The organism is Tistrella mobilis KA081020-065 (genome assembly GCF_000264455.2).
GTDB classification, from domain to species: Bacteria; Pseudomonadota; Alphaproteobacteria; order Tistrellales; family Tistrellaceae; genus Tistrella; species Tistrella mobilis.
In genome coordinates this window covers 1,308,909-1,320,903 of record NC_017956.1, presented here as the reverse complement: position 1 = coordinate 1,320,903, position 11,995 = coordinate 1,308,909, and the positions used below count along the sequence as shown (strand labels likewise).

The following is an 11,995-nucleotide window of genomic DNA, read 5'->3' as shown; positions in this document are numbered from 1 at the left end:
GATGATGCGCTGCCCCGTACCCGTCTGCTGCGATCATACATTCTTATGGTTGAATTTAGCGGCGCATCTCTTCTGTGAGGGTTATATCAGCACGTATGGTTTTTCAAGGGATTTGATCATCGCGGGACAGGCGCATACGCCGGCAACAGAAAGGCCCGCCGGAGGTCGGCGGGCCGGTTGGTGATCAAAGATGTTCCGTGCCGTCCGGGGCGGGGATCAGGCGATCCGGCGCTCACGGCTGCCGCGGCGCTGCGACAGCCGGGCCGCCAGCTGCCGGCGGGCGGTATCCATCGCATCGCGGACGACCTGCACCACGTCGTCGGGGCCGGAGACGCGCGGGCGGATGCGAGTGACCACGATGTCCGGCCCGGGCACCGCCATTTCCACCCGCACCGTCAGGCCCTGCACGCGATCGTCGGCGGTCCGGTTCGCTGCCTCGATCACGATCTGGAGCTGCTCGATACGACCGCCCATGCGGTAGAGAAGCTCAGCCCGATCGTGTATCGCCGTCTCGATCGCCGGGGAACGGTCGAGGTTGCGGAAAGTGATGGTCGGCGAACCTTTGGTCATGATCGGTCTCCATCTGGATCAGGGCTGCAGCCGAGGCGCCGCAGCCTCTATTGATCCACTTGGGCGCCCTTCCCGCGCAGTTCACGTCTTGACAAAAACTTCTTCTGCGTTCCAGGCCGTTCGGGGCTGCGACCTCCCGCCGCAGCCTAAAAACGCAATTTAATTTCAATGAGATGCCAGGATCTTCAAACCCGCGATGCCAGAGACGATCAGCAGGATGCAGGCCAGACGCGCCGCCGTTGCCGGTTCGCCCAGCACGAAGATGCCGAAGAGCACGGTGCCGACCGTGCCGATGCCGGTCCAGACCGCATAGGCGGTGCCGAGCGGCAGGCTGCGGAGCGCCAGGCCCAGCAGCACCACCGAAGCTGTCATCGCACCGGCAGTCAGCACCGAGGGCCAGAGCCGGGTGAAGCCATGGGTGTATTTGAGCCCGACCGCCCAGCCGATTTCGAACAGGCCGGCGATGACGAGAATGATCCAGGACATGCGCGGAGACCTCCCGCAGTGATGCGCAGGGTCGTCCCCGCAGAGGCGCCGGTCCTGACATCGGCCCCCGGGCCGATATCGGGCGAAGGGTCGTCCCCTCGCGGCGCGTCACGATCCCCGTGATATAGCGGCCTTGCCCTGGTGCGTCCAGAGCGCGGATGGCTGGCCCCGGCGACCGGGGAATGCCAAGATGACGGCATGCACCGCCCCGCACACCGCAGAAGGGACAGGCGATGACGGCACGGACGGAGATCGCGGGACTGATCCTTAATGGCGGCCAGGCCGTCCGGATGGGCGGGGTCGACAAGGGCGCCCTGGAACTCGCCGGCCGGCCGATGCTGATCCATGTCATCGACCGCATCCGCCCGCAGGTCGGCCATCTGGCGATCAGCATCCGCGCCGGGCGCACGCTCCCCCGCATTGCCGGCGACGCGCCACCCGGCTGCGCCTCGGGCGCGCTGCGGGCGCTGATCGATCAGCCAGGCCCCCCCATCGGTCCGATCGCCGGCATCGAGGCCGGCCTTGCCTGGGCGGCGACGCTCGATCCCTGCCCACGGGCTCTGCTTGTGGTGCCGAATGATGCGCCGCTGCTGCCCGAGGATCTGGTGCGCGGCCTGCTCGCCGCCCTGCCGGCGGGCGGGCCGCCGCGACCGGCGGTGGCGGCCAGTTTCGGCCGCATCCATCCGGTGGTCTCGCTCTGGCCGCTGACGCTGGCCCCCAGGGTCTCGGCACTGGCCGATACCGCCCGCGCCTGCGCCACCGGCGGCGGCAGGGCCGCCTCTCTCGGCGGGGCGCTGGCCGCATTGGGGGCGGTTGCCGCCGACTTCCCGGCCCGCCGGGATGGCGGCGATCCCTTCCTCAACATCAACACGCCCACCGCCCTGGCGGTGGCCGATGCGGCGGCGCGGCGAGGCTGAGCGCTCTCCCCACCTCGACATCACATAATACCGACATGAAACTGTCATGATTCCCGGGCATGATCCGCCGGACCTTTCCGACCAGGAGCACGCCCAGATGCAGATCTCCGTCCACAAATCCGACGATGCCGTCACCCGGATCGTGCTCGAGGGCCGTCTCGACGTCGCCGGCAGCGCCACTGCCGAACTGCCCGTCTCCACCGCCTGCGGTGCCGCGAAGAACGTGATCGTCGACATGACCGACGTCGCCTTCCTGGCCTCGATCGGCATCCGCCTGCTGCTGGCCAATGCCAAGGCGGTCACCCGCCGCGGCGGCCGGATGATCCTGGTCGGCGTACAGGATCAGGTGCGCCAGACCATCACCATGTCGGGCCTGGCCGACCTGCTGCCGATGGTGGACGACGAGGAGACGGCGCGCCGGCTGATCGCCGGCTGACGCGCCCCTCCGCATCTTCGACATCAGGCCGCGGCCTGGCTCGCCATCCAGGCGCGCCAGCCGCCATGGCCGGTGATGTCGCGCGCCTCCGATGCGGCCGCCCCTTCGCAGATGAAGCCTGCGACCGTGCCGCCATCCTCCAGCACCAGCGTGCCCAGACCCAGCGGCGCGGCGATGCCGGTCACGAAACGGCCGAGCGCCGCCACCGGCATCCGCCAGATCTCCACCGCGATCCCGGCACCGCCCTCGTCCACCCGCACCAGCCCCGGCCGGGCGGGGGACAGCTGGTTCAGCGCATACAGCCGGTAGACCGGCGCCGTGGTCGCCGCCCGCACGAACTGCGCCCCGGCCGCGACCAGCTCGCCATTGAGCGGCAGCCCCGCCATATGGGCGCCGACCACGGCGAGATCGACCGTACGCCCGGCCTCCACCGGTCCGCGCGGGCCCGCAGGCCCAAGCGGCAACCCCGTGGCGCCGGCGGTCAGCCCGGCTGCCCGGTGCAGCCGGTCGCCCAGCGCCAGCAGCCGACGATCGGCGAAAGCCGGCGCCAACAGGGTCACGCCGAAGGGCAGCCCGTCATCGCGAAACCCGGCCGGCACCGCCACCGCGGCATAGTCCAACAGGTTCATGAAGTTGGTGTAATAGCCGAGGTTGCTGTTCAGCCGCACCGGATCGGCCTCCAGCGCCGCCACGGTGTAGGTCGTACCGGCGGTCGGGGTGATCACCAGATCGACGGCCTCCCAGACGGCATCGCAGACCTTGCGCAGCTCTTCCAGCCGGTACATGGCGCGGAAGGCCTCGACCGCGGTGACGCCATGGCCGCCATCGATGATCCCGCGCACCACCGGATGGCCTGCCTCGGGGTTGGCGGCCAGGAAATCGCCCACCGCCGCGGTGCGTTCGGCCACCCAGGGCCCCTGATAGAGCAGGCGCGCGACCTCAAGGAAAGGCGCGAGATCGATCTCCACCGCCTCGCCGCCCAGGCTTTCGAGCCGGGCGACGGACGCCGCGAAGAGCGGCGGGTTGAGCCGGTCGCCGAAGAATTCCAGCGCATCGGCAGCGGGCACGCCGAAGCGGAAGGCCGATGGCGCCGCCGGCAGGGGCTGGCCCGCGGGCCAGGGGGCCGGGCGCGAATAGGGGTCGGCCGGATCATAGCCGGCGGCCACATCCAGCACGGCAGCGGCATCATCGGCGGTCTGGGCGAAGACGGTCACGCAGTCGAGCGAGCGGCAGGCCGGCACCACGCCGGCGGCGCTGACCAGCCCGCGGCTGGGCTTCAGCCCCACCGTGTTGCCGAAGGCGGCCGGCACCCGGCCCGAGCCGGCGGTATCGGTGCCGAGCGAGAACGAGACCAGCCCGGCAGCCGCGGCGACACCCGATCCGGAACTCGACCCGCCCGAGACATACTCGGCATCGAAGGCGCTGCGGGGCGCCCCCCAGGGGGAGCGCACGCCCACCAGACCGGTCGCGAACTGATCCAGATTGGTCTTGCCGATCAGCAGGGCGCCCGCCGCCACCAGCCGCGCCACGACCGTGGCTGAACGTTCAGGCGTGTAGGTGAATTCGGGACAGGCGGCCGTGGTCGGCAGCCCCGCCACATCGATATTGTCCTTCACCGCGAAGGGGATGCCCCAGAGCGGCAGCCCCGCAGGCCCCCGCGCCATCAGCGCCCGCGCCTCGGCCAGCAGATCCGCCTCGTCGCGCAGCAGGATCCAGACGGCCGGGTCGGGCCAGGCGCGGATCCGCTCGAAGGCGAGCCGCACCACCGTCACGGGGTCGGTCTCGCCCGCGGCATAGGCGGCGGAAAGCCGGGCAACGTCGAAGGCGGCAGGCAGGGTGTCGGTCATCGGGCGACGTCCTTAAACGGGCTGGTCGGATCTGGCGGTGCTGCGGGCGCGGGTGCCGACATAGGCGACGGAGGCGGCGCTGACCGTCAGCACATGGGCGCGGGTCTCGGCCGCAGCGGCCTCGGCATCGCCGCGCAGGATGGCCTGCACCATGCGGTCATGTTCCTCGCAGGACGAGGCGAGCCGGCCCAGAACGTTGAACTGGGCACGCCGGAAGGGCGCCAGGCGCTTGCGGGTCAGCCCGACCAGCTCCTCCAGATAAGAATTATGGGCGCCGGCATAGATCGCCTGGTGGAAGCGGGTGTTGAAGGCGGCATAGTCGTCGGTGGCGCCGGCCCGCACCGCGGCGGCGCTGTCCAGATGCAGCGCCTCCAGCCCGCGGCGTTCGGCGCCAGTCATATGCAGGGCGGCCAGCCGGGCCGCCGCGGCCTCCAGCTCGGCCATGGCCACGAACATCTCTTCCAGCCGGGCCTCGGACATCACCATCACCAGCACGCCGCGATTGGGGCGGCGTTCGGCCAGGCCCATGGCGCAGACCTGGCCCAATGCTTCACGCACCGGCGTGCGCGAGACATCGAAGCGGGCAGCCAGTTCATGCTCGTCAAGCCGCACGCCCGGCAGCAGGCGGCCTTCGATGATGTCGTCGGCAATCGCACGGGCAAGGGTATCAGCCAGGCTGCGACGCAGCCCGCCTGGCGGGCCGTCGGCGGCGGGTCGGATCTGATCGGTCATCGGGGGCCTTCGACTGCTGATGCGGGGGCCAGAAGCTGCATACGAATTTGCATGCAAAATGCCAATTCAGCAAATGCCATATTTTTCTCTTTTAAAACAATATATTAATCCAAAAATTCCGAAGAGCTTCCCCGGATATTTCGAGCATCATCCCTATATATGATTATAAATTAATCATTGCATGCAATTAATGCACATAAAATAGACAAACACATGCGGTCAGCCTCTGTGTTGACGGCGCAACTGTCGGCTTCTTCTTTTTGAATCAATCCATTGCGACGGACAGAGGCGCTTGGCACGCGGCTTGCGGACGGCGGATCAGACACGGCCGATCAGCCCCCATCGCCCGTCCGGCCCCACAGCCCGCCCGTCCCGAGGAGGATGCTCTCGTCATGGCCCATGATCTTTTCCTCAACCGCCGCACGCTGCTGAAGGGCGCCGGCGCCCTCGGCGTGCTCGGCGCCACTGCGGGCCTGCCGTTCAGGCGGGCGCTGGCGGCCGGTAAGCTGACGGTCGGCTTCATCTATGTCGGGCCGCGCGACGATTTCGGCTACAACCAGGCCCATGCCCAGGGCGCTGCCGCGGTGAAGGCCGCCTTCCCGAACGTCACGGTGCTTGAAGAAGAGAACGTGCCCGAGACGATCGAGGTTCAGAAGACCATCGAGAGCATGATCAATCTCGACGGCGCCGAACTGATCTTTCCCACCTCCTTCGGCTATTACGACCCGCATGTGATGAAGATGGCGGAGAAGTATCCGGAGGTGACCTTCCTGCATTGCGGTGGCCTCTGGGCCGAGGGTCACCCCAAGAACGCCCACAGCTATTTCGGTTATATCGACGAGCCGCAATATCTGTCGGGCATCGTCGCCGGTCATGCCTCGAAGACGAAGAAGCTGGGCTTCGTCGCCGCCAAGCCGATCCCCCAGGTGCTGCGCAACATCAACGCCTTCACCCTCGGTGCCCGCTCGGTCGACCCTGCCATCACCACCCAGGTGATCTTCACCGGCGACTGGTCGATGCCGGTCAAAGAGGCCGAGGCCACCAACAGCCTGGCCGATCAGGGCGCCGATGTCGTGACCTGCCATGTCGACAGCCCCAAGGTGGTGGTGGAGACCGCCGAACGCCGGGGCATGTTCACCTGCGGCTATCACGCCACCCAGGCGCCGCTGGCGCCCAAGGGCTATCTCACCGGCGCCGAATGGAACTGGGAGAGCCTTTATCCCCGCTTCGTGAAGGACGTGCTGGCCGGCACCGACATCCCGTCGCTGGTTCGCGGCGGGCTGAAAGAGGGCATCGTCAAGACCTCGGCCTATGGTGCCGCGGCGCCCGAGGCCGGGCGCGCCGCGGCCGATGCGGTCAAGGCGCAGTTCATGGCCGGCGATTTCGCGATCTTCAAGGGCCCGATCAGGGACAACAAGGGCGGCACCGTGATCGCCGCCGGCACCACCCACGGCCAGACCGACATCGCGCTTGAAAAGATGGACTACCTGGTCAGGGGGTGATCGGCGCCACCGCCTGATCGGCCCCCTCCCCCCAACTCGCCCCCTCCCCCCCGCATCCTCTTCCATCGCCGTCAGGAAGTCGCACAGCGCCATGCTCCAGGCCCGGACGATGTCAGACCCGAAACTCCGGCAGGCGGCCGAGGCCGTCGCCATTCCCGTGTTGGCGGTCGCGGTCAGCATGGTGCTGTTCGGCGCCTTCGTGGCGGCGGTGGGGGTGGATCCGATCGAGCTGTATCAGCTGATGTATCGCGGCGCCTTCGGCACCTGGTTCTCGTGGCAGAACACGCTTCAGCGTGCGGCCCCGCTGCTGCTGGTGGCGCTGTGCACCGCCCTGCCGGCCCAGATGGGGCTGGTGGTGATCGGCGCCGAAGGGGCGCTGGTGCTGGGCGGGCTGGCGGCCATGGCCGCCGGCCTGCCGCTGGCCGATGCCGGGGCACCGGTGCTGGTGGTGCAGCTGGCCATGGCGGCGGCCGGCATGGCGGCCGGTGCGGTCTGGATCGGCGTCGCCGGCGGGCTGCGCCATGCCCGCGGCGTCAGCGAGACGATTTCCAGCCTGCTGATGGTCTATATCGCAATCGCGGTGCTGAACCACATGGTCGAAGGGCCGATGCGCGACCCGGCCAGCCTGAACAAGCCCTCCACCCCCGCGATCGGCGATGGCTTCATGATCGGCGACATGCCCGGCATGGACGTGCATTGGGGCTTCGTGATCGGCGTGGTCTTCTGCCTGGCCGCCTGGGTGCTGATGTTCAAGACCACCTTCGGCTTCGCGGCCCGCATGGTCGGCGGCAATGTCCGCGCCGGGCGCGCCGCCGGCCTGCCGGTCGGGTGGCTGATCGTCGCCGTGACCATGATCGGCGGCGCCGCTGCGGGACTTGCCGGCATGGTCGAGGTCGCGGCCGTCCATGGCCGTGCCAATGCCACGCTCGCCGCCGGTTATGGCTTCACCGGCATTCTGGTCGCCTTCCTCGCCCGCCAGAACCCGCTCGCCATCATCCCGGTCGCGATCCTGATGGGCGGGATCGGTGCCAGCGGCGGCCTGCTTCAGCGCCGGCTGGACCTGCCCGACGCCACGGTTCTGGTGCTGCAGGGCATCCTGTTCGTGGTGCTGCTTGCCAGTGAAACCCTCTATGGCCGGCTGCGCCTGCCCTCTCTCCCCCGCCGCCGCAACGCCGCCCCCGCGGCACCGGCCGCCACCGGAAAGGCCTGATCCCATGGAAGACGCGGCTCTGGGCTGGTGGGGCGTGCCGCTGGCGGTGATCGCAGGCGCGATCCGCATCTCCACCCCCTTCCTCTTCGTCAGCCTGGGCGAATGCCTGACCGAGAAGAGCGGCCGGATCAATCTCGGCCTGGAAGGCACGCTGGTGATGGGCGCGATGAGCGGCTACGGCACCGCCTATCTCACCGGCTCGCCCTGGGCGGGCGTGCTGGTCGCGGGCCTCGCCGGCACGGCCTTCGGGTTGCTGCATGCGCTGATCTGCGCCCTGCCGCGGGTCAACGACATCGCGGTCGGCATCGCGCTGATGCTGCTGGGCACCGGCCTCGCCTTCTTCCTGGGCAAGCCCTTCATCCAGCCCACCGCCCCGCATCTGCCGGCGATCAGCCTGGGCTTCTGGAGCGAGGTGCCGCAGATCCGCGCGGCGCTGGAGGTGAACGTGCTCTTCGTGATCGGCGCCCTGCTGGCGGTCGCCATGCTGTGGGCCTTCCGCGCCACCCCCTGGGGGCTGATCATCCGCATGGTCGGCGACAGCGCCGATGCCGCTCGCGCCATGGGCTACGACCCCGACCGGGTGCGGATGTGGGCGACGATGACGGGCGGCTTCCTGGCCGGTGTCGGCGGCGCCTTCCTGTCGCTCTACTACCCCGGCAGCTGGAATGAAGGCCTGTCGAGCGGCCAGGGCATCACCGCGGTGGCGCTGGTCATCTTCGCCCGCTGGAACCCGATCTGGTGCTTCTATGCCGCGCTGCTCTTCGGCGGCGCCAGCGCGCTCGGCCCCGCGCTCCAGGCGGTGGGGGTCACCCAGGGCTACTACCTGTTCAACGCCGCCCCCTATCTGCTGACCCTGGTGATCATGGTCCTCGCCTCTTCCTCGCGCCGCCGCCTGGCCGGCGCGCCGGGCGAGCTGTCGGTCACCCGCTGATCCCGCCCCACGCTCGCCTGAACCGAGGATGTCCAGAATGACCGTGACCGATCTCCACACCATCCCGGGCGATCCCTATCCCTGGCCCTTCGACGGCAGGCTTGCCCCCGCCAACACCGCGCTGATCATCATCGACATGCAGACCGATTTCTGCGGGGTCGGCGGCTATGTCGACAAGATGGGCTACGACCTGTCGCTGACCCGGGCGCCGATCGGGCCGATCGGGGCGGTGCTGGCGGCGATGCGGGCCCGGGGCTATCACATCATCCACACCCGCGAAGGCCATCGCCCGGATCTGTCGGACCTGCCGGCCAACAAGCTCTGGCGGTCGCAGCGCATCGGCGCCGGCATCGGCGATCCGGGCCCCTGCGGGCGGATCCTGGTTCGCGACGAACCGGGCTGGGAAATCATCCCCGAACTGGCGCCGCTGCCGGGCGAACCCGTGATCGACAAGCCGGGCAAGGGATCGTTCTGCGCCACCGATCTGGAGCTGATCCTGCACACCCGCGGCATCCGCAACATCGTGCTCGCCGGCATCACCACCGATGTCTGCGTCCACACCACGATGCGCGAGGCCAATGACCGCGGCTTCGAATGCCTGCTGCTGGAAGACTGCTGCGGCGCCACCGACCGGGCCAATCACGATCATGCCATCCGCATGATCAAGATGCAGGGCGGCGTTTTCGGCTCGGTCTCCAGCTCCACCGCCTTCATCGAGGCTCTGCCATGAGTACGGCGGCAGAGATCGAAGCGGTACCGGACGCCCCGGTACCGATCGGGGCCGATGACGGCCCGGAGATCCGGGCGCTCGGCATCGAAGCCGTGGCGATGACCAAGCGCTTCGGCGCCTTCACGGCGCTCGACGGCGTGAACCTGCGGGTCCGCCCGGGCAGCGTCCATGCCCTGCTGGGCGAGAACGGCGCCGGCAAGTCGACCCTGGTCAAATGCATCATGGGCTATTACCGCCCCGAAGAGGGGGCGGTGATCGTCGGCCGCCGCGAAACGCCGATTTCCAACCCGCGCGAGGCCCATGCGTTGGGCATCGGCATGGTCTATCAGCACTTCACCCTGGTGCCGGGCATGACCGTGCTCGAAAACCTGGTGATGGCCCGGGCGGATACGCCCGCGATCATCGACTGGGTGGCGGCGCGCGCCGAGGCCGAAGCCTTCATGGCCCGCATGCCCTTCCGGGTGCCGCTGGATGCGCCCGTCGCCACGCTTGCCGCCGGTGAGAAGCAGAAGGTCGAGATCCTGAAACAGATCTGGCTCGATGTCCGCTTCCTGATCCTGGACGAGCCGACCTCGGTTCTGACCCCCGACGAGGCCGACGACATTCTTGGCCTGCTGGCGGACATGGCGCGGGCGGGGGAGCTGACCATCCTGATCATCACTCACAAATTCCGCGAGGTTCTGGCCTTTGCCGACGAGGTGTCGGTGCTGCGCCGCGGCCGGCTGGTCGGCGGCGGCCGGGTCGCCGATCTGGATGTCGACCGGATGGCGGCCATGATGATCGGCGAGGCGACACCGGCGGCACCGGCCGCCCGCCTTGCGGGCACCCCGGGCGAGGTGGCACTCGACATCCGCGATCTGGAAGCGCTGGACGATACCGGCGAACCCACCTTACGCGGCGTCTCGCTCCAGGTCCGACGCGGCGAGATCGTCGGCATCGCCGGCGTGTCGGGCAATGGCCAGAGCGCCCTGGTCGAGGTGCTGGCCGGCCAGCGCCGGGCCGAGGCGGGACACATGGCCGTCGACGGCGCGCCCTATGCCGCAAAGCGGGCACAGATGCTGCGCCACAAGGTGTGCCTGCTGCCCGAAGAGCCGCTGAAGAATGCCTGCGTCGGCCGCATGAGTGTCGCCGAAAACATGGCCTTCCGCCGCTTCGATCAGGCGCCCTATGCCCGCGGCTGGTTCCTGTCGAAGGGCAGGATCCGGGCGGCGGCGCGGGAACTGATCGCCCGCTACAACGTCCGCACGCCATCGCCCGACACCCCGATCGCAGCGCTGTCGGGCGGCAATGTCCAGCGGGCGGTGCTGGCGCGCGAGATCGGCGGCGAGGTCGAGGTGCTGATCGCCGCCAACCCGGTCTTCGGGCTGGATTTCTCGGCGGTGGCCGACATCCACGGCCAGATCGTCGGCGCCCGCAATCGCGGCGCCGCGGTGCTGCTGGTCAGCGAGGATCTGGACGAACTGCTGGAACTGGCCGACCGGATCCTGGTCATCTCCGACGGCCGCATCGTCCACGAGACGGCCGGCGCCACGGCCGACCGCGTGGCGATCGGCCGCCACATGGCCGGCCACTGACGGGAGCCCTGCCACACCATGCCGGTTACCATCACCATCGATGCCGCCCCTTACGCCTTCACGGCGTCCGCCGACCGGCTGGCGCTCATCGTCATCGACATGCAGCGCGACTTTCTGGAGCCGGGTGGTTTCGGTGCCTCGCTCGGCAATGATGTCGCCCGGGTGCGGCCGTCCATCGCGCCGACTCGCCGCCTGCTGGACGGCTTCCGCGCGGCGGGGCTTCCCGTCTTTCACACCCGCGAATGCCATCTGCCGGACCTTTCCGACTGCCCGCCTGCCAAGCATGGCCGTGGGCCGGGGCCGCTCCGGATCGGCGATCCGGGGCCGATGGGCCGGATCCTGATCCGCGGCGAGCCGGGCGCCGACATCATTCCGGAACTGGCGCCGCTGCCGGGAGAGGTCGTGATCGACAAGCCGGGCAAGGGCGCTTTCCACGCGACATCTCTGGGTGACGAGCTTGCCCGCCGCGGCATCAGCCATCTGGTCTTCGCCGGCGTCACCACCGAGGTCTGCGTGCAGACCACGATGCGCGAGGCCAATGACCGCGGCTTCGACTGCCTGCTCGCCACCGACGCCACCGACAGCTATTTCCCCGAATTCAAGGCCGCGACCGTCGCCATGATCACCGCCCAGGCCGGCATCGTCGGCTGGGCGGCACCGGTGGATGCCGTGCTTGCCGGATTGAGGGCCGATACATGACCGCCGATCTTCCCGCCGTGCTCCGCGCCGGCCTGCTCGACCCCGCCGCCCGCGCGGCGCTGGACTGGCAGCCCTTCCGCCCGGGTGTCGAGGCCCACTGGCTGCACCGCAGCCCCGATGGTGGACCTGCGGCAGCCCTGCTGCGCTACGCCCCCGGATCCGACGTGCCGCGCCACGCCCATACCGGCCGCGAGACCATCCTGATCCTGGAAGGCCGCCAGAGCGACGATGCCGGCACCTACGACACCGGCACGCTGGTGGTCAACGAGCCCGGCACGGAACACAAGGTGCGCAGCGACACCGGTTGCACCGCCCTGCTGATCTGGGAACGCGCGCCGCGGCTTTACGAAGGCACCTGACG

The 11,995-nt window shown here is 69.1% G+C and carries 13 protein-coding genes; 9 read left to right on the top strand and 4 right to left on the bottom strand.

Annotated elements, in window-relative coordinates; all coding sequences use genetic code 11:
* Positions 1-216 precede the first annotated feature (216 nt).
* Positions 217-570, bottom strand: a complete 354-nt coding sequence (locus TMO_RS06050; protein WP_014744719.1) for an HPF/RaiA family ribosome-associated protein — start codon at positions 568-570, stop codon at positions 217-219.
* A 165-nt stretch (positions 571-735) separates the two neighbouring features.
* Positions 736-1,056 (bottom strand): quaternary ammonium compound efflux SMR transporter SugE, encoded by a 321-nt coding sequence (sugE, locus tag TMO_RS06045; RefSeq protein ID WP_014744718.1) that lies wholly within the window; start codon positions 1,054-1,056, stop codon positions 736-738.
* Positions 1,057-1,289: 233 nt separating this feature from the next.
* Here sugE and TMO_RS06040 point away from each other — a divergent pair, with 233 nt between their 5' ends.
* Positions 1,290-1,973, top strand: coding sequence for an NTP transferase domain-containing protein (locus TMO_RS06040; RefSeq protein ID WP_014744717.1), 684 nt, complete (start codon positions 1,290-1,292; stop codon positions 1,971-1,973).
* A gap of 97 nt (positions 1,974-2,070) precedes the next feature.
* On the top strand, positions 2,071-2,409 hold the full coding sequence (locus tag TMO_RS06035) for an STAS domain-containing protein (RefSeq protein ID WP_187297816.1): 339 nt from the start codon (positions 2,071-2,073) through the stop codon (positions 2,407-2,409).
* A 23-nt stretch (positions 2,410-2,432) separates the two neighbouring features.
* On the opposite strand, the gene atzF is transcribed toward TMO_RS06035, so the two are convergent.
* Together atzF and TMO_RS06025 are read right to left on the bottom strand one after the other, a co-directional pair.
* Positions 2,433-4,256, bottom strand: a complete 1,824-nt coding sequence (atzF, locus tag TMO_RS06030) for an allophanate hydrolase (RefSeq protein WP_014744715.1) — start codon at positions 4,254-4,256, stop codon at positions 2,433-2,435.
* A gap of 12 nt (positions 4,257-4,268) precedes the next feature.
* Positions 4,269-4,988, bottom strand: coding sequence for a GntR family transcriptional regulator (locus TMO_RS06025; RefSeq protein WP_014744714.1), 720 nt, complete (start codon positions 4,986-4,988; stop codon positions 4,269-4,271).
* A gap of 392 nt (positions 4,989-5,380) precedes the next feature.
* On the opposite strand from TMO_RS06025, the gene TMO_RS06020 reads away from it, so the two are divergent.
* The 7 genes from TMO_RS06020 to TMO_RS05990 all read left to right on the top strand — a co-directional run bounded on the left by TMO_RS06020 (position 5,381) and on the right by TMO_RS05990 (position 11,993).
* A complete protein-coding gene (locus TMO_RS06020) occupies positions 5,381-6,490 on the top strand; it encodes a BMP family ABC transporter substrate-binding protein (protein WP_014744713.1) in 1,110 nt (369 codons plus the stop codon).
* A 91-nt stretch (positions 6,491-6,581) separates the two neighbouring features.
* Entirely contained in the window at positions 6,582-7,700 is a 1,119-nt protein-coding gene (locus tag TMO_RS06015) for an ABC transporter permease (RefSeq protein WP_014744712.1), read from the top strand.
* A 4-nt stretch (positions 7,701-7,704) separates the two neighbouring features.
* Positions 7,705-8,631: an ABC transporter permease gene (locus TMO_RS06010; protein WP_014744711.1), complete on the top strand. Its 927-nt coding sequence runs from the start codon at positions 7,705-7,707 to the stop codon at positions 8,629-8,631.
* Positions 8,632-8,668: 37 nt separating this feature from the next.
* Positions 8,669-9,361 carry a cysteine hydrolase family protein gene (locus TMO_RS06005; RefSeq protein WP_014744710.1) on the top strand — a complete coding sequence of 231 codons (693 nt, stop codon included), beginning with the start codon at positions 8,669-8,671 and terminating at the stop codon, positions 9,359-9,361.
* Positions 9,358-10,935, top strand: coding sequence for an ABC transporter ATP-binding protein (locus tag TMO_RS06000; RefSeq protein WP_014744709.1), 1,578 nt, complete (start codon positions 9,358-9,360; stop codon positions 10,933-10,935). The genes TMO_RS06005 and TMO_RS06000 overlap by 4 nt, the downstream gene beginning before the upstream one ends.
* Positions 10,936-10,953: 18 nt before the next feature.
* Positions 10,954-11,634 carry a cysteine hydrolase family protein gene (locus TMO_RS05995; RefSeq protein ID WP_014744708.1) on the top strand — a complete coding sequence of 227 codons (681 nt, stop codon included), beginning with the start codon at positions 10,954-10,956 and terminating at the stop codon, positions 11,632-11,634.
* Complete coding sequence (locus tag TMO_RS05990) at positions 11,631-11,993, top strand: cupin domain-containing protein (RefSeq protein ID WP_014744707.1); 363 nt, start codon at positions 11,631-11,633, stop codon at positions 11,991-11,993. The genes TMO_RS05995 and TMO_RS05990 overlap by 4 nt, the downstream gene beginning before the upstream one ends.
* The last annotated feature ends 2 nt before the right edge of the window (positions 11,994-11,995 follow it).